Origin of the sequence: Aliiglaciecola sp. NS0011-25 (genome assembly GCF_040370605.1) — a bacterium.
GTDB lineage: Bacteria > Pseudomonadota > Gammaproteobacteria > Enterobacterales > Alteromonadaceae > Aliiglaciecola > Aliiglaciecola lipolytica_A.
In genome coordinates this window covers 31293-55619 of the sequence record NZ_BAABWR010000008.1, presented here as the reverse complement: position 1 = coordinate 55619, position 24327 = coordinate 31293, and the positions used below count along the sequence as shown (strand labels likewise).

Annotated in this window: 23 protein-coding genes; 20 read left to right on the top strand and 3 right to left on the bottom strand. The window is 42.1% G+C overall.

Features of this window, described 5'->3' with window-relative positions; translation table 11 throughout:
- The first annotated feature begins 4 nt into the window (after positions 1-4).
- The 19 genes from ABWV72_RS08575 to tldD all read left to right on the top strand — a co-directional run bounded on the left by ABWV72_RS08575 (position 5) and on the right by tldD (position 20425).
- Complete coding sequence (locus tag ABWV72_RS08575) at positions 5-910, top strand: ExeA family protein (protein WP_216050477.1); 906 nt, start codon at positions 5-7, stop codon at positions 908-910.
- Entirely contained in the window at positions 907-2115 is a 1209-nt protein-coding gene (locus tag ABWV72_RS08570) for a tetratricopeptide repeat protein (protein WP_303502220.1), read from the top strand. Before ABWV72_RS08575 ends, ABWV72_RS08570 begins: the two co-directional genes overlap by 4 nt.
- Positions 2115-3896, top strand: a complete 1782-nt coding sequence (locus ABWV72_RS08565) for a GspE/PulE family protein (protein ID WP_216050475.1) — start codon at positions 2115-2117, stop codon at positions 3894-3896. The genes ABWV72_RS08570 and ABWV72_RS08565 overlap by 1 nt, the downstream gene beginning before the upstream one ends.
- Positions 3883-5112 (top strand): type II secretion system F family protein, encoded by a 1230-nt coding sequence (locus tag ABWV72_RS08560; protein WP_353369972.1) that lies wholly within the window; start codon positions 3883-3885, stop codon positions 5110-5112. The genes ABWV72_RS08565 and ABWV72_RS08560 overlap by 14 nt, the downstream gene beginning before the upstream one ends.
- A 30-nt stretch (positions 5113-5142) precedes the next feature.
- Positions 5143-5673 (top strand): hypothetical protein, encoded by a 531-nt coding sequence (locus ABWV72_RS08555; protein ID WP_216050473.1) that lies wholly within the window; start codon positions 5143-5145, stop codon positions 5671-5673.
- Positions 5674-5786: 113 nt separating this feature from the next.
- Positions 5787-6428 (top strand): prepilin-type N-terminal cleavage/methylation domain-containing protein, encoded by a 642-nt coding sequence (locus ABWV72_RS08550; RefSeq protein WP_436792314.1) that lies wholly within the window; start codon positions 5787-5789, stop codon positions 6426-6428.
- Between the two features lie 121 nt (positions 6429-6549).
- The gene (locus tag ABWV72_RS08545) at positions 6550-7062 is read left to right on the top strand and encodes a prepilin-type N-terminal cleavage/methylation domain-containing protein (RefSeq protein WP_353369969.1); all 513 of its coding nucleotides are present in this window, start codon (positions 6550-6552) and stop codon (positions 7060-7062) included.
- 99 nt (positions 7063-7161) lie between these two features.
- Entirely contained in the window at positions 7162-7638 is a 477-nt protein-coding gene (locus ABWV72_RS08540) for a prepilin-type cleavage/methylation domain-containing protein (protein WP_353369967.1), read from the top strand.
- Positions 7625-8230, top strand: coding sequence for a type IV pilus modification PilV family protein (locus tag ABWV72_RS08535; RefSeq protein WP_353369965.1), 606 nt, complete (start codon positions 7625-7627; stop codon positions 8228-8230). The genes ABWV72_RS08540 and ABWV72_RS08535 overlap by 14 nt, the downstream gene beginning before the upstream one ends.
- Positions 8230-9051, top strand: coding sequence for a prepilin-type N-terminal cleavage/methylation domain-containing protein (locus tag ABWV72_RS08530; protein ID WP_353369963.1), 822 nt, complete (start codon positions 8230-8232; stop codon positions 9049-9051). The genes ABWV72_RS08535 and ABWV72_RS08530 overlap by 1 nt, the downstream gene beginning before the upstream one ends.
- Positions 9052-9142: 91 nt before the next feature.
- Positions 9143-9475: a type II secretory pathway protein gene (locus ABWV72_RS08525; protein WP_303502210.1), complete on the top strand. Its 333-nt coding sequence runs from the start codon at positions 9143-9145 to the stop codon at positions 9473-9475.
- Positions 9476-9815: 340 nt separating this feature from the next.
- Complete coding sequence (locus ABWV72_RS08520; protein ID WP_008843593.1) at positions 9816-10859, top strand: rod shape-determining protein; 1044 nt, start codon at positions 9816-9818, stop codon at positions 10857-10859.
- Between the two features lie 73 nt (positions 10860-10932).
- On the top strand, positions 10933-11805 hold the full coding sequence (gene mreC / locus ABWV72_RS08515; protein WP_303502259.1) for a rod shape-determining protein MreC: 873 nt from the start codon (positions 10933-10935) through the stop codon (positions 11803-11805).
- Positions 11802-12278, top strand: coding sequence for a rod shape-determining protein MreD (gene mreD, locus ABWV72_RS08510; protein ID WP_216050466.1), 477 nt, complete (start codon positions 11802-11804; stop codon positions 12276-12278). The genes mreC and mreD overlap by 4 nt, the downstream gene beginning before the upstream one ends.
- 8 nt (positions 12279-12286) lie before the next feature.
- Complete coding sequence (locus ABWV72_RS08505; protein ID WP_216050465.1) at positions 12287-12871, top strand: Maf family protein; 585 nt, start codon at positions 12287-12289, stop codon at positions 12869-12871.
- Complete coding sequence (gene rng / locus ABWV72_RS08500) at positions 12861-14327, top strand: ribonuclease G (RefSeq protein WP_216050464.1); 1467 nt, start codon at positions 12861-12863, stop codon at positions 14325-14327. The genes ABWV72_RS08505 and rng overlap by 11 nt, the downstream gene beginning before the upstream one ends.
- Positions 14324-18172 carry a YhdP family protein gene (locus ABWV72_RS08495; protein ID WP_353369959.1) on the top strand — a complete coding sequence of 1283 codons (3849 nt, stop codon included), beginning with the start codon at positions 14324-14326 and terminating at the stop codon, positions 18170-18172. The genes rng and ABWV72_RS08495 overlap by 4 nt, the downstream gene beginning before the upstream one ends.
- Positions 18173-18174: 2 nt before the next feature.
- Positions 18175-18987 (top strand): carbon-nitrogen hydrolase family protein, encoded by an 813-nt coding sequence (locus ABWV72_RS08490; protein WP_216050462.1) that lies wholly within the window; start codon positions 18175-18177, stop codon positions 18985-18987.
- Positions 18980-20425 (top strand): metalloprotease TldD, encoded by a 1446-nt coding sequence (tldD, locus tag ABWV72_RS08485; RefSeq protein WP_216050461.1) that lies wholly within the window; start codon positions 18980-18982, stop codon positions 20423-20425. The genes ABWV72_RS08490 and tldD overlap by 8 nt, the downstream gene beginning before the upstream one ends.
- A gap of 514 nt (positions 20426-20939) precedes the next feature.
- On the opposite strand, the gene yjgA is transcribed toward tldD, so the two are convergent.
- Positions 20940-21449 carry a ribosome biogenesis factor YjgA gene (gene yjgA / locus ABWV72_RS08480; RefSeq protein ID WP_216050460.1) on the bottom strand — a complete coding sequence of 170 codons (510 nt, stop codon included), beginning with the start codon at positions 21447-21449 and terminating at the stop codon, positions 20940-20942.
- 88 nt (positions 21450-21537) lie between these two features.
- Between yjgA and pmbA the strand changes: the two genes are divergently transcribed.
- Positions 21538-22869, top strand: coding sequence for a metalloprotease PmbA (gene pmbA, locus ABWV72_RS08475; protein ID WP_216050459.1), 1332 nt, complete (start codon positions 21538-21540; stop codon positions 22867-22869).
- 163 nt (positions 22870-23032) lie between these two features.
- Here the strand turns inward: pmbA and arcA are convergent, their stop codons facing one another.
- Together arcA and ABWV72_RS08465 are read right to left on the bottom strand one after the other, a co-directional pair.
- Complete coding sequence (arcA, locus tag ABWV72_RS08470; protein WP_216050458.1) at positions 23033-23737, bottom strand: two-component system response regulator ArcA; 705 nt, start codon at positions 23735-23737, stop codon at positions 23033-23035.
- A gap of 62 nt (positions 23738-23799) precedes the next feature.
- On the bottom strand, positions 23800-24327 hold the full coding sequence (locus ABWV72_RS08465) for a YfiR family protein (protein ID WP_353369955.1): 528 nt from the start codon (positions 24325-24327) through the stop codon (positions 23800-23802).

Below are 24327 nucleotides of genomic sequence, written 5' to 3'. Positions count from 1 at the left end.
CACTATGTACCTGTACCATTACGGTATAAAGGAATTACCGTTCACATTAACGCCTAACACCAGTTACTTCTTTGGCTTACCGAGTCACAAAGAAGCGCTAGCTGTGCTAGTTACTGCGCTTAAAACCGGCGAAGGTTTTATCAAAGTGACAGGCGAAGTGGGAACCGGAAAAACCTTGATATGCCGTAAGCTGTTAAATGAATTGCCAGGTGATTTTGTTACTGCCTACATTCCCAATCCATTTCTAAGCCCTGCTGAACTGCGCAGATCAGTGGCCAGTGAACTTAATGTTGCTTTGACAGATCACTCTGATCAGCAAGAGTTTACTCACCGTATTCAACAACGCCTCATTCACATACACCAACAAAACAAAGGGGTAGTATTGATTATTGATGAAGCTCAGGCTTTACCAATGGAGAGTATTGAAGCGTTAAGGTTAATGACCAACTTAGAGACTGAGTCTAGAAAGTTATTGCAAGTGGTCTTGTTTGGCCAACCTGAATTAGATCAAAAACTAGCGTTACCTGAACTACGTCAGCTAAAACAACGTATTACATTCTCATATAATCTACGCTTGATGGATGCTGATCAAGTATTCCAATACGTGCGTCATCGCATGGCTGTAGCCGGATATAAAGGCCAAGAGTTATTCAGCAAAAAGTGCTGTGAACGCTTGTTTAAGGCCAGTAAAGGAACACCAAGAATTGTCAATGTCTTGTGCCATAAAGCATTGATGTTGGCCTACGGTGAAGGCAAAAAAGAAGTATCCCTTGAACACATTCGTTTAGCTATCAACGATACGGAAGCGGCGCTGCTGCCAAACAAACATCTACGTCTAATCTTGATTATTGCCGGTTTGATTTTATTAGCGCTAGCGGCAACATTTGCTTATGAAAGTTGGCTGTTATGAGTGTCGTTAATAAAATGCTACAAGATCTGGAAGAGCGCAAAGCTGAGCCAGAATATTCAGCGGATTATCGCCCTTCAAACGAAAAGAAAAAGACGTTGGCATCCATCTATATTTTAATCGCGATATTGATAGTTGCTTTTGCTATTTGGTTGTTTAAAGACAATTTGTTTATGCAAAAGAGCCAGTCGCAAGACGTTGTTGAGATTGCGGCCGAGACTGAAAAAAATATCCAAGAACAGCCTCTTGAGAAGCAAGATCAGCAAGCAAACGTTGTTCATGACGCAGAGAGATTGATGGATTCAACGAATCCTGAATTACAGCTTGGCAATCAGTTAGAACAGCTCAATCAACTGGATAATGAAGATGTTATTGAAGGGCAGCTTCAAAGCACTGGTAACCTTCAAGCAAACGTGCAGGTTGAAGATAATGAATTGCTGCAGTCTGCAAATAATGCAATTGTTCAGCGAGTAGAAGACGATCAGCAAAGTACCCAAATAGAATCTGTGTCGATAGCCGATGTTGAGCAAAAATTGACAAAAATGAAGTCTGCATCAAAACCGCAGGAGTCTGAGAAATTAGAGAATCTAGACACTGTCGACGGTGTCTTCGAAATGAAATCTAGCGACACTGCAATTGATAAAGAACAGTTAAAGCAACAAGTTCAAATCGCCCTTAAACGAGGGGATGATCGAACTGCAATAAACTTACTGGAGAAACTTGTTGAGGTAACGCCTGAGAATACTACTGCCAGAAAACGATTGGCGTCGATGTTATTTGCTCAGGGGAATCATGACAAAGCTGATAAAACGCTGCAAAAAGGCATTGATTTATATCCTGGAAATTTAGAACTGCGAATTATGCAGGCGAGATTATACGACCAGCTAAAAAAACCTGTGCAAGGGTTCGAGTTGCTAATGGCACACACTGTATCTGCTTTTCAAGCGCCCGACTACGTAGCTTATCGAGCAACATTGGCGCAAAAAGCGAATAAGTTTGAACAGGCGAAACTGGATTATCAACAGCTAGCTAAAAGCCAGTCAGCGAATGCAAAATGGTGGCTTGGTTTGGCTGTGGTAGAAGAGCGACTAGGTAATATGAGTGAGGCTTTAGAAGCCTATCGACATGTTAAACAATTATCCCAAATGTCCGTTGAGGTTGAAGAATTTGTTGAGCAAAGAATACGCTATTTGGCAGAGGTTAAATAATGCAGCCTAAAGCTAAAATACGTCTCGGAGACTTGTTGGTTCAAAACAACATTATAACCGAAGAGCAACTCATGCAAGCGTTATCAGCTCAGCGTGAGTCCGGTAGAAAGCTAGGTGCTGTGCTGGTTGAGCAAGGGTTTGTTTCTGAACATAACCTACTGACTTTTCTATCCCAGCATTTAAAAGTACCGCTAATAAGCATACCTGAATACCGGGTGCAGCCTGAAAGTGTGAAGCTACTACCAGAAGTGCAAGCTCGTCGTTATCGTGCCATTGTGTTAGATGACAAAGGCGACCACCTATTGGTTGGTATGAGTGATCCGGCTGATATTAATGCCGTCGATGCGCTATCTTCGTTACTGACTAAACCGTTAAAGCTGGCGGTGGTTTCCCAAGCTCAATTATTTGAAGCCTACGATAGCTTTTACCGACGAACAGAAGAGATTGCTTCATTTGCCCAAGAGCTAGCCGAAGAATATCAAAACGAAGATGAGTTTGACTTCGCAAGTGGCTTAGAATCAGAGCAAGACACCGCAGTTGCTAGGCTATTACAGTCCATTTTTGAAGATGCGGTGCAGGCTAAAGCGTCGGATATCCACATTGAACCGGATGAAGGTTTACTACGGATTCGCCAACGTGTAGATGGCATGTTGCAAGAAACCATCATTAAAGAAAAGAATATCGCCTCGGCACTTGTGCTGCGTTTAAAATTAATGTCTGGGTTAGATATTTCTGAAAAACGTTTACCCCAAGATGGTAGAACGCAAGTTCGCATCAAAGGCCACACCGTTGATGTTCGTTTGTCGACTATGCCGGTGCAAAACGGTGAATCTGTGGTAATGCGTTTACTCGATCAATCGGCTGGACTTTTAACCTTGGAACAGACAGGTATGCCTGGTCCATTGCTACGTCGATTGCGGACTTTATTGCAACGCCCCCACGGTATGATTTTGGTTACCGGACCAACCGGATCCGGTAAAACTACGACATTATACGGTGCATTGAGTGAGCTGAATAAGCCAGATACCAAGATCATCACGGTCGAAGATCCTGTGGAATACCGTTTACCTAGAATCAATCAGGTTCAAATCAATAACAAAATCGATCTGACCTTTTCTAACATCTTAAGAACCACCCTTCGTCAAGACCCTGACATTATCATGGTGGGGGAGATGCGTGATGCAGAAACCGTTGAAATTGGCCTGCGAGGTGCTTTAACAGGTCACTTAGTATTATCTACTTTGCACACTAATGACGCGATAAGCAGTGCCATTCGACTCTTGGATATGGGCGCACCTGGGTATTTGGTCGCAAGTTCTTTAAGAGCAATTATTGCACAACGATTGGTACGACGAATTTGTGATAACTGCCAAATAGAATATACCCCTAATGAAGAAGAAATGTTTTGGTTGGGGAATATCGATGCCAGTGCTAAAACGGCCACATTTAAAAAAGGGGCTGGTTGCCAAAGCTGCAATCAAAAAGGCTACCGTGGTCGACTTGGGGTATTTGAATTGCTTGAGATGACCGAGCCGATGATGGATGCGTTGAAAAACTCAGACACAGTGGCATTCAGTCATGCAGCATTAAATAGTCCTGGATATTCACCTTTGGCCAGTGTCGCATTGTCTTATGCCAAATTAGGCTTTACCACTGTAGAGGAAGTGCTCAGGTTGGTGGAAATGGTTGCTGAAAGTGAGGGTATAACTCATCAAGACCAAGAACACGACGAAGAACACAAGAGTACAAATAATGAAGGTGAGGTAGATGGCTCAGTTTAATTACACTGGACGGGCATCTAATGGTGAGTTAACCAGCGGCCTAATTGAAGCTGTAGATCAGTCTACCGCTGCAAAAATATTGCTTGGTCGCAACGTAACTCCGCTAAATATTTATGAAAGTACCGAGCAAAGTGGTACTAAAAAACAAAGTAATGAAATTAACTTTTTCACCCCTAAAGTTAGTTTAGAAGATTTAGTTATTTTTTCCCGCCAAATGTATTCGCTTACTCGTGCAGGGATACCCATATTGCGTGCGGTAAATGGGTTAGCAGATTCAACTAATTCGAAGCGCATGGAAATGGCGTTGAAAGACGTTGTTGAGCAATTGGAACGTGGACGGACGCTGTCATCTGCATTGCATCAGCATCCTGAAATATTTAATCAATTATTTGTTTCAGTTGTCCATGTGGGGGAAAACACTGGTAAATTGGACGATGCATTTTTACAGCTATCCGATTACTTAATTCGCGAGCAAGAAACTCGTAAACAAATTAAATCAGCAATGCGTTATCCCTTTTTCGTGGTTCTCGCATTAATTGCCGCTCTAATTGTAATGAACATCTTTGTCATTCCCGTATTTGCCGACATGTTCAAAAAGTTCGACGCAGAGCTTCCATTGATGACTCGATTTTTGATCGGCATGTCGGATATGTTTTTAACTAAATGGCCGTTTATGTTACTTGTCATCGGTGGCGTGATTTATGCGATTAGACGGTATTTAAACACCGATGTCGGACGCTACAAATGGGATAAGCGCAAGTTGAATTTACCGGTCATTGGCGGTGTTCTAGAACGTACTTTGTTAGGACGTTTTGCGCGTAGTTTCTCGATGATGTTGGTGTCTGGTGTTCCTCTTACTGCAGCGCTAAATTTAGTTGCTGATGCGGTTGATAATCGCTATATGTCAGAAAGAATCTTGAATATGCGGCGCAGTATCGAAAAGGGTGAAAGTTTATCTCGAGTGGCCCATTCAAGTGAATTGTTTACGCCTTTGGTTATGCAAATGATAACCGTTGGCGAAGAAACCGGGCGGGTTGACGAGCTGCTAGCTGAGGTAGCTGACTATTACGAACGCGAAGTAGATTATGATTTAAAGAGCTTAACGTCTAAAATTGAACCTATATTAATCGTAATTGTGGCGGTAATGGTGCTAATTCTAGCTTTAGGTATCTTTACCCCAATGTGGGAAATGATGGGGGCGTATAAAGGCAGATAGTTAGCCCAAAGCGCGTAATTAGGAAAGAAATTGGATAAAAATCAGGCGGGACAAGAAAGTAGCAGCCAACTATTCGGCAAAATTGTTGTGTTAATAGTGTTTATTACTATTCTCACTAGTTTTGTGCTGTACTTTAATAATAGTTCGCCTGACATGAAATACATTGCAATGGAAAACTTACAACAACGTTTTTCACAAAGTGTGACTAACTCACATTGGCAATGGCAGGCCGAAGGTCGCCCGAGAATTATCGTGTTGGTGCATTATGAGTCGCAGCCTGATAACGATAACCAAGCGGTTGAAAAAGATAGGCGACCGATTGAAATGGGTTTAAATGGCTACCCTAAAGCAACACCTAGCACTGAAGGTTGTGGCAAGTTATGGCAAACCATTCTCAATGTTTCTATGAGTGTGGAAGGGTTTAAGGTATATGCAGAGTATTTTTCGGATACGGATCCTGAAGATGCCGTAGATGATGCAAAATGCCGTTTTAGATTATCCGTTGGACCATATTTTGAATATCAGTTAGCAACGGGACAAGTGAGCGCCTTAAAAAGTTAACGATAAATGAAACTTGGGCTCGGGAAAATTAACGTAAATACAATAATTTACGAAAATAAATTGTGACAAACTAATTATATAAATTAATAATAGGTACTAAATGGAGGTCAATTATGAATTTTTCAAATAATACCTCTAATCAGCTAAAAGGTGGGTTAATCATGCAAACTAAACAACGAGGTTTTACCCTCATCGAACTGGTCGTAGTGGTCATAGTATTGGGGTTGCTTGCAGCTACCGCATTGCCACGAATGTTAGATATCACTAAAGACGCTGAAGATGCGACTGTTGAAGGCGTGGCCGGTGGTTTTGCGACAGGTGTTGGTTTAGTCAGAGCTGCTTGGGAATTAGAGGGACGCCCAGAGGAAAATTTTGGTACAAATAGTACTTCTGTGGTGATTGATGGTGTGCAAGTCGGAATTGACAAAGATACAGGCTACCCCACTGGACAACTCAGTAATGACTCTAGTAGTGAAGATGACAATATTAATAACTTAGATTGTGAAAGTACGTTTAATTTGATTATGCAAAGTGCACCTACAATCTCTTCAGATTGGAATGATCTGCCTTTTGAAGACTATCGTTATTTCACTAATTCGAGTGACGGACAAGGTTCTGGTGGTAACGACTTATGTTTCTACTACCTGACTCAAACGATTAAGAATTTAACGGTAGAACCGACTGATAGAAATTCAGGTAACGGTTTTATATACGACCCTAGAATTGGCCAAGTTGTTGTTTTTAGTAATAATTAAACTAAAGCCTAATAACTAAAAAAAATAACTGTGTATAGTTAAACATACTTATATTAGCTATATCGTTGTTTAAAACAGATTGAAATTTTGACATTATAGAATTTAAAATGAGGATACTACCATGCAACAACAACGCGGATTTACATTAATAGAATTGATCATAGTCATTGTGATCTTAGGTATCTTGGCTGTGACTGCCGCACCAAGATTTATTGACTTAAGCAGTGATGCTACCGCATCTACTCTCAAGGGAGTGAAAGCGGCTATGCAAAGTGGCGCACAACTGGTTTATGCTAAATCAGCGATCGCTGGTCAGCAAACTGTTGCCAATGCTGGTGATGATACGTCAGAAGTATCTGTCAGTGGTGTTGATGTTCAAACTGACTTTGGTTACCCAGATGCTGAGTTGATGACAGAAGCAATGCTAGCCGGTTGGGTACAGTTGGATATTGGTACAGACTTCAATTTTGTCGTTGGTGCTGCAGGCGCTACTACGCCTGATGAAGGTTCTTTTGGGATTGCGCCTGGTTCAACAATAACAGACTACACTGACGATGAATGTCACGTTATCTACACTGATGCGGAAAACGCAAATAGCGCACCTGTTATTACAGTAGTCGATACTGGTTGTTAATCAGCAAAGCCAAGTAAAACTGGTTTTTGCAGATGAATAACGGTGAGAACATCATCAAATATTAGAAGTGCAATTGGCTTCACAATAGTGGAGCTGGTTGTGGTAATTATTATACTTGGTATTCTTACCGTAGTCGTAGCTCCTCGCTTCCAAACTGGCGAGGGCTTGGCTGAATACACCTACCAAGCGCGACTTATTTCTTCTTTGCGCACTATGCAACAACGTGCAATGAACGATACTCGCGACAGTTATTGCTTCCAAGTAAACGTGTTTACAGGAGCAAACTCTTCTTTCGGTCCCCCTACACTTGTTTACAAAAACAGCAACAGAGCACTTTCTTGTGCGACGACTATAGATACCTCTGAAGACGCTGCGTATGTTGTCGCTAATATAGACGAAATGGATGCTGATAATGTAACTATCACCAGTGGTGGCGGTAGCATACTGTTTAACCGATTTGGTTGCGCAAATATTGGCAGTGGTTTTTGTGCTAGCGATATTGAAGTGATCTTGCAAGGCGAAAGTGCGGTGTCGGTATGCATTGAATCACAGGGGTATATACATGCCTGTGAATAGTGCTAAAAATCAAACGGGGTTTACCTTAATTGAACTGATTATCGGGATTGTGATTTTTGCTATTGCTTTGACCTTTATTACCAGTTTGATATTTCCTCAAGCCCGCAAAAGTGTTGATCCTATAATGCAAGTGCGGGCCACGGAGTTGGCTAATACGCTTATTCGAGAAATTACTGCAAAAGCATATGACGAAAATAGTCAGAATAATACTCGTTGCAACGATGACCTAAATGATGATGGTGATTTTGATGATGCCGGTGAGTCTGCTTGCACTGCAATAGGCAACTTTGGCCCTGATAGTTCTGAGCTTCGTAATTATCCCAATTCGAATTTCGATGATGTAGATGATTATCATGGTTTGCAGCAAGGAGCAGGTTATTCCGATGCAATTATCCGTAATTCACTAGGTGAAATACTGTTAGTGAACGGCCAAAACTTATATGCAGGGTTCAGCGTATCGGTATTGGTCACTTACGACGGAGATATGGATGGCATTGCAGATAATGATCAGTCATCAAAGCTGATTTTAGTTAATGTGACTACACCAAGTGGTGAAACTCTCCAGTTTTCGACGTACCGGAGTAATTACTAATGGTAAGCTGCAAACCTAGGGGCTTTACATTAATTGAATTAATCACGGTGCTGGTGGTGTTAAGTGTTGTGTCGGTTGGGATCGCCGGTTTTATCCGCACCGGAACAGAAATTTATGTGGATGTGGTTGAGCGAGACAAATTGTTAAGCCAAGGACGTTTTGCCGTGCAACGAATGAACTTAGAAGTGAGTAATGCACTTCCAAATAGCTTACGAATAGCTGGTAATAGTTCAATTCAGTGTTTGGAATTTACCCCCATTTTGTTCAGTAGCTTTTATTTTGATTTACCTGTAGCGCCTGACCCTGCTGCTGATCAAGTGACACTGATTGCGACCGATGCAGCCATCAATGATTATAGTTATGAAAGTGGTCAATCCATTATCGTTTATCCCACCTCAGTAGATGACGTTTATGCTGACTCTGACCGTAGGTTTCTGTTGGGGGGCGAGCCTGAATTAGATCCGGCAGATTCTAAAAAGTTGTTAGTTCCTTTGGCATCCAGCGAACAGTTTGAAACCGAATCACCCAGCTCACGAGCATATATTACAGGTGCCCCAGTCAGTTTTTGTATTACCGATAATAAACTCTATCGTAAACAACAGTATCCAACCTCTAGTACGCAATCAACATCTCTTATTGGAGCGGTATTAATGGCGGAAAATATTCAAAACGATTTGACTGGTTCAACTCAAGATATGCCATTTCGAATTGCAGAGTCGAGTTTAACCCGCAATGCTTTTGTGATTACCCTGTTACGATTCGAATTGAATGAGGAGCTCGTTGTTTTTAATAACGAGATACATATTCCCAATGTTCCTTAACTCAGCGCAAAGCAGCCCTAAAAGACAATCCGGCAGCATGATCATAATTGCGTTGTTTGTGATAATTGTAATGGCCATTTTAGGTTTAACCATGGTCAAACTTTTAAGCGCTTCAGCAGATTCAGTGATTCATGAAGTTTATGGTGCTAGAGCATTACATGCTGCCCAATCATCAATGGAACGCAACATTAAAGAAGCATTTCCACTGACTCAGGATGGTTCCGGTAGCTGTGATAGTTTGAGTACCTTTTCATTTGCTTCCGTGCCTGGTTTGCAAAATTGCCTCAGTGTTTCGAGTTGTACTCTAACCACAGGGTTTGTCGACGAAACCACCCAGTATTACCATTTTGAGAGTACCGGAATTTGCACTGCAGGAAAGGTGACTGCCAGTCGCACAGTAGCGGTTGATGCAATTGTGGAATAAGAATCGCCACCGCAAATCTCTAGCATGGTCTTCAGGCCATGGAATATTCCCTGTCGAATTGGCTATCCACATTGCAGGGCTAAAGCCACCGCCTACAATCATAAATCTGTAGCATGGTCTTCAGGCCATGGAATATTCCCTCATGGATTGACTATTAATATTTCAAGGCTAAAACGCCCATCTACCCACCTAAAATGCTTATTTGACCGGTAAACTTCTAAAAAGCACAATTCTTTTGGTGTTAACACCGGATAAATCTATTCTTTACTTGCTGATTTAAAGGGGCATTGGTAAAGTTAGCGGATCATTATGTCTATCTCCAACAGGGTGCGGTCTGTTCATGTTTAAAAAGCTTCGAGGAATGTTTTCAAACGATTTATCAATCGACCTCGGTACTGCAAATACGCTTATTTATGTTAAAGGTCAGGGAATCGTTTTGAACGAACCCTCAGTAGTTGCAATTCGTCAGGAACGCGCGGGCGGACCAAAAAGTGTTGCCGCAGTAGGTACTGCAGCAAAACAAATGCTTGGTAGAACGCCTGGAAACATTAAAGCTATTCGTCCAATGAAAGACGGCGTTATCGCTGATTTCTATGTGACCGAAAAAATGCTTCAACACTTTATTAAACAAGTGCATGACAATAACTTTCTCAAACCCAGCCCTCGGGTTCTGGTTTGCGTGCCTTGTGGTTCAACGCAAGTAGAACGCCGTGCGATTCGTGAATCTGCACTAGGTGCTGGCGCAAGAGACGTATACCTTATCGATGAGCCAATGGCCGCTGCAATTGGTTCAGGCTTGCCTGTATCTGAAGCAACAGGGTCTATGGTGGTCGATATCGGTGGTGGTACAACGGAAGTCGCGATCATTTCATTAAACGGTGTGGTGTATTCATCTTCAGTACGCATCGGTGGTGATAAGTTTGATGAAGCTATTATCAATTATATTCGTCGTAATTTTGGTTCACTCATAGGTGAAGCTACTGCTGAACGAATTAAACATGAAATTGGCGCTGCTTATCCCGGTGAAGAGGTACGTGAAATAGAAGTACGCGGTCGTAACTTGGCAGAAGGTGTACCTAGAGGATTCATGCTAAATAGCAATGAAATTTTAGAAGCCTTACAAGAACCACTTACCGGAATTGTTTCTGCAGTCATGGTTGCCCTTGAACAATCTCCTCCTGAACTGGCTTCTGATATTTCTGAACGTGGAATGGTATTGACTGGCGGTGGTGCATTGTTAAAAGATTTGGATCGCTTGCTAATGGAAGAAACTGGCATTCCTGTGGTGATCGCTGATGATCCGCTAACCTGTGTAGCTCGTGGCGGAGGTAAAGCGTTTGAGATGATCGATATTCATGGTGGTGACCTGTTTAGCTACGAATAGTCTGAATTAGGGATTATTTGTGCTAGACATCGTTCAATTATTACAAACATTATCAAACAGGTATTTAGCCTAAATGAATACCATGTTTACTAGAGGGCCATCACTTGTCAGTCGACTCGCGTTGGCCTTATTCGTTTCTGTTATCCTCATTTTTGTTGATCACAAATATGACGGTTTTGCTTCGGTAAAAGTCTATTTAAACTCTATTGTTAGCCCCCTTCAGTATATTGCCAGCTTACCTGGGCAAATGTTAAGTTCAGGGGCTGAAAAGTTTTCTACCCATAAAAAACTGCTCGAAGACAACCAGCAATTAACCCTGCAAGCGATGAAAATGTCTGAAAAGCTACAACGCTTCGATTTGTTAGCCGCAGAGAATGATCGTTTACGGGCATTACTTGGAGCGCCTGTTTCAGCCCCAATCCAGAAAATGGTAACCGAATTAATGGCGGTGGATAACAATCCATTTAGCTTACAAATTATCATTGATAAGGGAGCGATAAACGGGGTTTATGAAGGACAAACCGTACTGGATGACAAAGGTATTGTCGGGCAAATAATGGAAGTGGGTACTACCAATAGCCGAGTGTTGTTGTTGGCGGATATAACCCATGCTATTCCACTTAGAAACGCCCGTAATAATGTGCAGCTTATCGCCAGTGGGTCAGGGCAGTTTGATGAACTAATTTTGGAACATGTAGCCCACAGTGCTGATATTCAAGTAGGCGACTTACTCGTATCCTCAGGGTTAGGGAATATCTTTCCAGAAGGTTACCCGACCGCGACTATCACCTCCATCGTGCGTGATGAAAGTCGTCCATTTGCATTGGTTACAGCTACGCCCATAGCGCAGCTAGATAGATTGAGATATCTATTGTTGTTGTGGCCAGCAGATGCGCCAACACAACCTATAATGCCGCAATCTACGCCAACAGTGGAGGCCCAATGAAGCTGCGCAATTATGCAATTTTTCTGAGTATTATTATTGCGTTAATTTTGCAAATTGTTCCTATGCCTCTTACGGTTGAGCAATTTCGCCCTGATTGGGTTTTATTGGTGATGTCATATTGGGCATTAGCACTTCCGAATAGGGTTAATGTGGGAATGGCATTCATAGTCGGTCTGGTGTTAGATATTTTAATGGGAACCAGCCTAGGCGTGCATAGTTTTGCCTTGAGCATCAATATCTTTATTTTGGCGTCGAATTATCAACGTTTGCGAAATTACTCTTTGTGGCAGCAAGCGTTTATTATTGGAACTTTATCTGCGTTATATCACTTGGTCGTATTTTGGTTGCAACATCTACAGACTGATGTGAACTTCTTGTTTACCTACCTGTGGCCGGTTCTGACCTCTATGTTGATGTGGCCATGGATTTTTGGTCTGTTGCGTAAAGTCAGACGGCAATTCAGAATCACTTAAGGCCCCACATGTTATTGCTAGCATCTCAATCTCCGAGGCGAAAAGAGCTATTAAGTCAACTTGGCGTAAAATTTACTACACTAAATGTTGATATTGATGAAACTCAATTAGCAAACGAAGACTCTAATGATTATGTTATACGATTGGCTATTGAAAAAGCACAACAAGGTTGGCGTCAACATACGCAGGTGGATGGCGTTATAGGTGCCGATACTATTGTGGTTGTGGATAGTGGTAATCAAGAGCAAGTGTTAGGAAAGCCAGACAATTTTCAGCATGCTCGGCAGATGTGGCAGCAACTAAGTGATAGGCAACATAAAGTGAAGACCGCGGTTGCCCTAAAAAACCATTTAGGTACCGAACATTTTATAGTGGAAACTGCCGTTCGTTTCAAATTATTATCTGAAGCTGAAATGCAATGGTATTGGCAAACTGGTGAGCCGCAAGATAAGGCCGGAGCTTACGGAATACAGGGTTTCGCAGGGAATTTTGTAAAACATATCAATGGTAGTTATAGCGCAGTGGTTGGGTTACCTTTGTATGAGACCAGTGAATTAATTAAACAGGCAGGTATTAAGCTGTATGAGTGCTGAATTACTGATAAACGTAACCCCTTCTGAATCAAGAGTTGCTTTGATTGAGAATGGTATTTTGCAAGAAATTCATGTGGAACGTCACACCAAGCGTGGTTTGGTGGGGAATATCTATCGTGGCAAAGTGAGTCGGGTTTTACCTGGGATGCAGGCTGCTTTTGTGGATATTGGTTTAGATAAAGCTGCGTTTTTACATGCCTCTGATATTGCCTTCCACAATGAAGTTAGCGACGAAATGTCGACTACCTCAATTGCTAAAAAAGACATTCGAGACTTGCTACGAGATGGTCAAGACATAGTCGTACAAGTGGTGAAAGATCCTATTGGTACTAAGGGGGCTAGGCTTACTACAGATATCACTATTCCTTCCCGTTATCTGGTTTTTATGCCCAGTGTTGACCATGTTGGGGTCTCGCAGCGTATTGAAGATGAGGCAGAGCGCGAACGGCTGAAATCTTTAGTACAGGAATATTGCAGTGATGATGGCGGATTTATCCTTCGTACGGCTGCCGAGGGTGTGCAAGAAAAAGAACTTATCTCAGACGCAGAATTTTTAAAACGTTTATGGGCGAAAATTCAATCGCGCATGAAAGGTCGAAAAGGTAATGTTTTATACGAAGATTTGCCTTTAGCAAGACGAGTATTGCGGGATTTCGTGGGTACTCAATTAGACCGCATCAGAATCGACTCTAAATTATCATTTCAAGAGTTACAGCACTTTACCCAAGAATACGTTCCTGAGCTGAATAAATTGCTGGAATATTATCAGGGCGAACGCCCAATATTTGATTTGTATGATGTTGAAAATGAGGCGCAACGTTCATTGGAACGTCGTGTGGAATTGAAATCCGGTGGCTATTTGATCATCGATCAGACTGAAGCAATGACCACTATTGATATAAATACTGGTGCGTTTGTAGGGCACCGTAATCTCGAAGAAACCATTTTCAACACCAATATAGAAGCTACTCAAGCAATCGCCCGTCAACTTAGATTAAGAAATCTTGGTGGGATGATTCTAATCGACTTCATTGATATGAGCGACGAAGATCATAAACGTCGAGTAATGCACAGCTTAGAATCTGCCACCAGTAAAGATCGGGCTAAATCCAATATCCATGGATTTACCGCTTTAGGTTTAATCGAAATGACCCGTAAACGCACCCGAGAGAGTTTGGAGCATATATTGTGTGGCGAATGTCCAGTATGTAAGGGCAGAGGTTCAATTAAAACCGTAGAAACTATCTGTTTTGAAGTTATGCGCGAAATTGTGCGAGTTAACCGCGCTTATGACGCAGATAAATTTGTGGTTTATGCATCCCAAGCCGTCGCCGAAGCTTTAATGGGCGAAGAGTCCCATATGTTAGCTGAATTAGAGGTTTTTGTTTCTAAACAAATAAAGGTACAAACTGAATTGCTTTATAACCAAGACAAATTCGATGTGGTAATGATGTGAAACCCACTTCATTCTATGCCGCTTACGTAGTTAGAAAACTATGGACGCTAGCAGCTGTTCTGCTGGTGCTGGTGGCTGTGAGCCTAAGTGTTATCCGCTTTTCGTTGCCTTATATGGACGACCATAAGCACCGAATCGAATCTTGGCTAAGTAATCGTTATGGTATCAATCTAACTATTGGTCAACTCAGCGCAAATTGGGCCAAAAGTGGCCCTTCTTTGATACTCAAAGACATTAAACTTCAACAAGACGAACAATCTCCCATTGGTCTAGAAATTGAAGATACGCAAATCGAGATCGATTTTTGGGGCACCATAGTGGCCCGACAGATTCAATCCCGACGTTTTGAGTTAAGTGGCTTGGCGTTATCCGTTAATTTAGCGCGAATTCAAAGTTCAGAAAGCGAATTTCCAGTGGTTGATGCGCTGGAAGACTTATTTCTACAACAATTGCAGCGTTTTTCAATTAGTAATAGTGTGATTGATGTCACCACGCGCTACGATCAGCAATTAATTCAAATACAGCAATTGAGCTGGCTTAATAAAGACGACCGCCACCAAGGTTCAGGTTTATTGCGCGTGGTGGAGTTAGCCAATAATTCCACAACCTTTAGTCTCGATTTAGTCGGTAATAAAGATAATCTTAGTGGTACTTTTTACGCCCGCGGTGAAGAACTTGATATGTCACCTTGGCTAAACCAATTGATTCGTACCCAAAATCAGCTAACCCAAAGTAGGGGGAACTTTACATTTTGGGCTGAGTTGAAAGAAAATCGTATTGAAAACGTGCAAATGATGCTGAATAAAAGTGAGTTTTCATGGACCTCACCGGAAAGTCAGGTTGATGCCGCGATAGTTGGCGGAAGTATTCGTGGTGTGCCGGATGAACAGGGTTGGTTAATTAATATCGACGACCTGATTCTAGAATCTCGTCAACAAAGTTTATTAACCAGTTGGACGGGGCACATTGGCCGCAATGGGCTGACTCATTTCCAAACGACTACCCCGGTCAATATCCGTACCTTGTTGCCTGTATTGCCATTGGCATTTGATAAGGAAGCAATTGACTTCATCGAACAACTCAAACCCAATGCGCGAATTGATGATTTAGCCATTGTCTTCGGTAAGCAATTTTCAGCCAGCGCTAATTTCTCTAAAGTTAGCTGGAATCAAGTGGATGGGGTACCTGGAGTGACTAACGTTGCTGGCAGTTTTAGGATGTTTGATAACCTCGCTAAATTGTCTATTTCTGGTGCTGAAGGAGAGTTTTTAGCAGACAATACGTTAGACAAAAATCTCAGTTATCAATCTATCGATTTTGATGTTTTCCTCGATTGGCAACCGCGAGGAGTGGTGGTTGATATACCTAACTTCTCATTACAAGGTAGCGATTTAAACTTAGATCTGCAGATGGCCTTTGATAGCAAGGACAAACAACTGGATTTAATCGCTAATATCGGTGAGCTGAGCGTTGAACAGGCTAAAAATTTATTTCCTGATCACTACATGGGGCCTGAAACTAAAGCGTACTTACAGGGGGCAATGCGTAGCGGAGAGTTAGCTTCCACAAACGTGCTTTGGCAAGGTTCGCTTAGCCAGTTTCCGTTTGCAAATCACCAAGGTATATTTCAGATAAGTATTGACGTCAACGACAGCGAATTTAAGTTTGCACCTGACTGGCCAGCATTAACCGATTTGGATGTGGATTTACTATTTGAAAACAAAAGCCTGGCAATGTTAGCTCATAAAGGCAAATTGAAAAATGTCGCCCTATCTCAGTTATCGGCAGAAATTCCAGAGCTAAGCAATGGAGCCGTGCTAAATATTGACGCTAACGTGAGTGCACAAAGCGCAGATATAAATGAACTAATATTAGACAGTTTTTTGGCTAACAGTTTAGGCACTGTTTTAACCGAAGGCGTTAATGTTAGTGGAAAACTTCAAACCAAGTTAGATCTGCATATCCCCTTGTCAGGCAATAACGTTATGGCTAAAGGCCGAGTATCTTTGAACGGCAACCCAGTCTATTTACCTAGCCTTAATTTGAATTTTAAAAACATGGTGGGTGAGGTTTCATTTGCCAATGAAAAGGTTAATTTTAATGGTCTTAAGGGGGAATTGTTTGAGCAAAAAATCACTGCAAATTTCGACGGCTATTCGGATCCAAATGGGGCTTACAAAGCAGATATAGAAATTCAAGGTGATTGGGAGTTACAGCCGTTATTGCGGGATCACCAGCCGAGCATGAATAAGTATCTAGCTGGACATAGTGCGTGGCAGGCAAATACGCAACTAACTTTACATAAAGACACCTATGCTTATGAATTTGAGTTGGTGAGTAATTTACAAGGGGTGACATCAAGTTTACCTGCACCATTTAGCAAAAGCAGCGAGCAAGAAAAGCAGTTGTTCGTGACTGGGAACGGCGATAATCAAGCTTCTAATTTTAGTCTATCTCTCGGCGATTCTATTTCCTTTGAGGGGGTTCTACCCCATGAAACAATGCAGTTTTCTCGTGCGCATTTATCTATCGGTGAGAGTGAAACTTTGGCAATGGGGCTGGGGTTTAGTATCTCGGCAAAAGTAAAAGACACTGATTTTGACGCTTGGTATCAAGCTATTTCAACCTTAATAAGTGATTTACCAAGTGGCAATGACCGTCCTATATTAACTGCGCCTCAACGAGTTTATGTCAATGCCGAAACCATGATTGTAGCAGGACAAAAAATCAATCAATTAGAGTTAGTGGCCAAGCACTCTAGCGATGACTGGTTACTGGAGTTCAATGCGGATCAGATTCGAGCCAAAGTCACCTTATATGATGATTGGTTGAACCGCGGTGTTGATATAAAAGCTGATTTTATTGATTTAGCTCAGTGGCATGAAGGTGAGGAAAGTGCCATATCGCAAGCCCCGATGCTGCAAAACTTACCGCCCGTTAGTTTCGATTGTAAGAGCTGCAAATTGTTTGGCAATGATTTAGGGAAAGTCGATTTTTCACTATCTAGAGCCCCCACAGGTATGCAAATTGACAATCTGAGGTTTAATAACAGCAATGGTATTTTATATGCTAGCGGTGACTGGTTTATTAGTGAACAAGGTTCAAGTACCGACTTGAAAGGTGAACTCAGCAGTCCTGATTTTGGTGCTTTACTCAAAGGGTTTGGTTTTGATTCGGGGATTAAAGACTCTAAAGCAAACTTTAAGTTTAATTTAAACTGGCAAGATGCCCCTCACAAGTTTTCGTTATCAAGCCTCGGGGGTAACATTGATTGGCGATTAACTGACGGTTATTTATCTGATGTGAGTGATAAAGGCTCTCGTATTTTTAGTATATTGAGTCTGCAATCGTTAGTTAGAAAGTTGAGTTTGGACTTCAGAGATGTATTTGCAAAAGGGTTTTTCTACGACAAAATGGGTGGCTCCATGCAAATAGTCGACGGCAAAGCGGAAACCCAAGACGTGGTAATCGACGGTGCTGCAGGGGAAATGTTAATTGCAGGTTACACTGACTTATCCACGAAGGAGTTGAATTACCGCATTGAGTTTACGCCGAACGTGACGTCAAGTTTACCCTTGTTAGTGTATTGGATGGTAAATCCTGCTACCGCGATTGCGGCGCTGGCGATTGATCAAGTTCTCACCGAGGCCAAAGTCATCTCCAATGTGAAATATTCAGTAACCGGTACTTTGGATGAACCGATACTGACAGAGTTGGATAGAAAAAGTAAAGAAGTTGCGTTACCCGCAAGAAATACGCCCATAGAACTCGATGATGAAGATATTCCTCCTCAGGTTCTTCCCGAAGAGAGAGTTAATTTGCAAATCAATGATACGAGAGGATAGTAATGGCCAATTTAGTCGCATGTCAGTTAGTTTCAAGTCCAGATGTATCGGTCAATCTACAACACGTTGAACAATATATTGCTCAGCAGCAACCTGGTGACTTAATTGTATTGCCGGAATGTTTCGCGTGTTTTGGGGCTGGTGATGCTGCGTTATTGTTAATTGCAGAGGAGCTTGGAGAAGGTGCTATTCAAGAAGCTTTGTCGGCAATGGCTAAAAAATACAAAGTTTGGTTGGTTGCCGGAACTATGCCAATTACTACTTCGAAATCAGGTAAATATACAGCGACCTGCCTAATTTTTGATGATACTGGGCGACGTGTAGATGATTATCAAAAAATCCATTTGTTTGATGTCCAAGTTGAAGATGGCACCCGCAATTATCTTGAATCCAAATATACCCAAGCTGGTGACAAACTTGTAGTCGTTGATTCACCTTTCGGCAAAATTGGTGTGGCTGTATGTTATGATATCCGCTTTGCTGCCATGTTTGTCGCTATGGGCGAGATTGACGTATTAGTGTTACCCAGCGCTTTCACCCGCGCAACGGGGAGAGCTCATTGGGAGCCTCTATTAAAAGCCAGAGCCATAGAAAAACAATGTTATTTGGTTGCAGCTAATCAAGGCGGTATCCATGCCAACGGTCGCGAGACTTACGGACATTCTTGCGTGATTTCTCCTTGGGGGGAAATCTTATCTGAGATAGAAACAGGCAGTGGCGCAGTCAGTGCTAAGTTTGATCCCAGCGAAATCAGTAGAATTCGCACTAACATGCCAGTTCAGCAACATAATCAATTCAGGAGTTACCTTGTCTAATTTGGTCGAAGAAAATTTATTATATGCAGCAGATTTAGATCCCAATAAGGTCGTATCCGCCTTAAATCTGATTTGTCAGCATCAAAATGATTTTGCCGATATTTATTTTCAATCTAGTCAGCATGAAAGTTGGGTATTGGAAGACGGAATAATTAAAGACGGTAGCTATAATATTGAAAAAGGCGTAGGTGTGCGCGCAGTTAGCGGTGAAAAAACCGGTTTCGCCTACTCTGATGATATTAGCCAAGAAGCGTTGACTAAAGCGGCAAAAGCATCTCGCAGCATCGCAAGTACTGGAGGTAGTTTCAATGTTGCTGCCAGCGCACCCAAACAATCATCTGCAAGGTATTTTGCTGAGAATCCCATCCTTGGTATGCAAGAACATCAAAAAATCACCTTATTGCAGGATGTTGATAAATATATTCGAGATAACGAGCCCTTAGCTACCCAAGTCGTTGTGAGCATTAGTGGGGTGTATGAAGAAGTATTAATTGCTGCTACAGATGGCACTTTTACTACCGACATACGGCCACTTATTCGACTTAATTGTTCTATCTTAATTGAAAACAATGGAAGAAGAGAGCGCGGTAGTGCCGGTATGGGTGGACGTTATGGATACCAATATTTCTTACAATCTGATGGGGATAAAACGCGTTATCAAGTACTAGCTGATGAAGCAATCCACATGGCCAGAGTAAACATGCAGGCAATTGATGCCCCCGCAGGTTTGATGCCTGTTGTTTTGGGAGCTGGCTGGCCGGGCGTATTATTGCACGAAGCTGTAGGGCACGGTTTAGAAGGTGATTTTAATCGTAAGGGTGCTTCAACTTTTAGTGGAAAAATGGGACAACAAGTCGCCGCTAAAGGGGTAACTGTAGTTGACGATGGAACTTTGGCTGACCGCCGTGGTTCATTATCCGTTGATGATGAAGGTACACCAACACAACGAAATGTTTTGATTGAAGACGGTGTTTTAACCGGGTATATGCAAGACAAATTAAATGCTAGATTGATGGGTGTTAATCCTACAGGAAACGGACGTAGAGAGTCCTATGCTCATCTTCCTATGCCGCGAATGACGAATACCTTTATGTTAGAGGGGCAATATAGCCCTGAAGAGATTATTAGTAGTATCGACAAAGGGGTTTATGCGCCTAACTTTGGTGGTGGGCAGGTAGATATCACATCGGGTAAGTTTGTATTCTCGACCTCAGAAGCATATTTGATTGAAAATGGCAAAATTACCACTCCAATCAAAGGCGCAACGCTAATTGGCAATGGCCCTGAAGTAATGCAAAAAATTTCGATGATAGGTAATAATTTGAGCCTAGACAAAGGCGTTGGCGTGTGTGGTAAAGACGGTCAAAGCGTGCCGGTAGGCGTTGGTCAGCCCACCCTTAAAGTCGACGAATTAACCGTAGGCGGAACCGCCCTATAACATGGGCTCCAATCAATCTAGCGGGCTGTTGTAGCATGGGCTTCAGGCAATGGAATGATCAATCAATCTAGCGGGCTGTTGTAGCATGGCCTTCAGGCCATGGAATGATCAATCAATCTAGCGGGCCGTTGTAGCATGGCCTTCAGGCCATGGAAGGTTCAGTCAATCTAGCGGGCTCTGTAGCATGGCCTTCAGGCCATGGAATGATCCATATCCTGCGCGGGGCTAAAGCACCCGCCTACAGGAGGAATGATCCATATCTTGCGCGGGGCTAAAGCAACCGCCTACAGGAGGAATGATCCAAATTTTGCGCGAGGCTAAAGCAACCGCCTACAGGAGGAATGATCCATATCTTGCGCGGGGCTAAAGCAACCGCCTACAGGAGGAATGATCCAAATCTTGCGCGGGGCTAAAGCACCCGCCTACAGGAGGAATGATCCAAATCTTGCGCGAGGCTAAAGCACCCGCCTACAGGAGGAATGATCCAAATCCTGCGCGGGGCTAAAGCACCCGCCTACAACATTTCTTTTAAATATTGGAATAATTCACGTGCGGCTTTGGGGGGCTTATTTAGTTCTTGCTGTTTTTTAGCCTGACGAGAATATTGTCTTAACTTTTGGCGATCTAGTTCTGGGTGCTCGTTGATTAACACATCAATGCCTCTATCACCCTGCAATACTTTGTCTCGCGCTTCTTCTACATGATGGAACTTGCCAGTTTGTTGGCGATGAGCTAATTGCAACTGATCTAGAGCTAACTGGATAGGCTGGGTATCTCGATGCCGCATCAGCTTACCAATTAGTTGTAATTGACGGCGGTAACCATCTTTCTTCTTATTGATTCTACGAGCTAGTTCAACTGCTTCGGTTAACTCTTCATCCATAGGGATTTTAGATAATGAAGCCGCACCTAGCTCAACTAGTGCTTCCCCCAATTTTTGAATAGCAAGACTTTCCTGCTTAAGTTGGGTTTTGCTTTTAATTTCTTGTTCTGGGCCGTTTCCGGTAAAATTCGTATCGCTCATGATAATGTCTTTAATGTTACACTATGCCAATTGTAACCCAGCTAATAGCGCACAGCATTAAAAGTTGTGCATAGAAAGTGAGTCTTATATGCAAATGGAGCAACAATTAGCCCAAATTCAACAAGCAGTTGAAGACGTTTTGGCATTGGCTAAGCAGAAAGGGGCCAGTCATGCAGAAGCTAGCATGTCGAAAGTTGAGGGGATTTCCGTATCCACTCGGTTAAAAGAAGTAGAAACAGTTGAATTCACCAACGATGGTGGTTTAGGTATCAGTGTTTATTTTGGTCAACGTAAGGGCAGTGCATCAACTGCAGATTTGAGTATAAATGCGCTGACTTTAGCAGTAGAAAAAGCCTGTGAAATTGCTAAGTACACCAGTGAAGACCCCTACTCAGGTCCTGCTGATGAGGCTTTAATGGCCTATGACTATCCAAACTTGGATATGTACCATCCGATTGAACTCGATACGCAACACGGGATTCAGCAAGCTATTTTAGCCGAAGAGGCAGCCTTGGGCTTCGACCCTAGAATTACCAATTCAGACGGTGCTTCATACAACGCTAATATTGGTATGAAGGTGTATGGCAATAGTCATGGGTTCATTGGTGGTTATCCAAGTAGTCGCTACAGTTTAAGTTGTGTCGTTATCGGAGAAGATAACGGTGATATGCAGCGCGACTATAGTTATACCGTTAATCGTCAAGCCGATTTGATGACGCCTGCCGCACAAATCGGAAAAGAAGCCGCAGAATTTACTCTAAGCAGACTAAATGCGCGTAAATTGAAGACGGCTAAAATACCGGTTATTTTTCATCGTGATGTCGCTGCGGGTCTACTTGGCCATTTTGTTAGTGCTATTAGTGGCGGCAGCTTGTTCCGGAAGTCATCTTTTTTGCTCGACAGTTTAGGTAATCAAGTTTTACCTAGCTGGTTTGAAATACTCGAACGTCCGCATATTAAATCGGGGCTTGCCAGCTCACCTTTCGATAATGAAGGTGTTAAAACTGAAGATATGACTATAGTGAGTCAGGGTGTATTGAACCATTATCTTTTAACCAGTTACTCGGCGAGAAAGATGGGGATGCAGACTAATGGCCATGCTGGTGGTATTCATAATTGGTTGATTAAACATACTGGCCACTCTGATGATGCATTATTAAAGGAAATGGGAACAGGCTTGTTAGTCACTGAACTAATGGGCCAAGGCGTGAATATCGTTACTGGCGATTATTCTCGAGGTGCGGCTGGCTTTTGGGTTGAAAATGGAGTGATTCAATATCCCGTTCACGAAATAACCATTGCTGGTAACTTAAAAGACATGTTGATGAACATTTCTGCCGTTGGTTCTGTGGCTGAAACTCGAGGAAGTATCCACACAGGATCTATCTTAGTAAGTGAAATGCAACTCGCTGGCAGTTAAAGCACTATTTGAATCGATTGTATGTCATCTAACATTCTGCTTTCTAAACGGAAAAAGTTAGGTAAATTTGCGTTTAATTAGTGACCATTAGCGATTCATCAGATAGTAAAAAAGGGCTTAATAAGCCCTTTTTTACGGTGTCTAATACGTCAAATTGAAACGATTACATGTCAACGGTGCCGCAGAAGCGGTAGCCTTCTCCATGAATGGTTACAATCAAATCTTCTGAGTTGACTTCTGATTCGAAGTGCTTACGTATACGACGGATTGTTACGTCAACAGTACGGTCATTAGGACGCAATTCACGACCTGTCATTTCCATTATCAACTGCTCTCTTGTTAGGATTTTTCCAGGGTTACTTAGGAACAAGTGTAACGCGCGGAATTCACTACGAGGGAGACGGAATTCGTTTTGGCTAGGAGATATTAGACTGCGACTATCACCATCTAAAATCCAACCATTAAAGCTTACGCGACTTGGAAGATCGTCATCTTCATTGTTGCTGAGCGTTCTATTCAAAAGATTTCGCGCTCTAATCGTTAGCTCTCTAGGGTTGAATGGCTTAGTTAAATAATCATCCGCGCCGATCTCTAATCCTAAAATACGGTCAACATCGTTATCTCTGCCGGTTAAGAATATCAAACCGACATTTTTGCGATCTCTGACTTCACGAGCAAGTATCAGCCCATTCTTTCCAGGTAAATTTATATCCATAACAACTAGGTTAATGTTGTTATTTTCGAAAAAATCATGCATTTCGCTGCCATCTTCAGCTTCGAATACATTATAACCTTCAGCTTCAAATAAGCTTTTCAAAGTAGTCCGTGTTACTACTTCATCTTCAACAATTAGTATATTGGGCGTCATTGTTTTTATCCGTTTTATTTCAATATATTTAGTTTAACAGAAAATATCTATAAATCAGGCTATTATCCAGTGAAATTTGCATACTTTAGTAGTCTTGCACTAAACTTTATGGGAGAATCGGCATACTGCTCTTTATTTACGTAAATCCTTATCTTGTCGTACTCTTCAATAAGGCTAAGCAATCCCCCGTTTTTAATAAAAGATATAGTTTCTCCAATAGTGACAATAGATAAGCTTGTTTGTTTCAAATCTTTGTATAAAGTTTTGGACTCGCTCGACTTATCGACAAATATATAGTTACAGCCTTGTTCAATAGCAGTAGGTAGAGAGTCTACTTGTTGGAGCTGTATCTGTTTTTTATTATGATTCAGTAAATCTGATTCATTTAGCATTAAATAGTGTTTTTGAGACTCTTGCTCTATTAAACAAAACTTTAAACTCATGAAAGACTGTTGCCACTTCGAATAGTTGACCACATGTAAAAAGAAGGTGGAACGAATTGACGTTGCGGACACTTCAAAATCATTGTTGTGCGCATAAACAATAGTGCTCCATGTCACAGTGATGAAAATAATTATTCTCAAAATCAT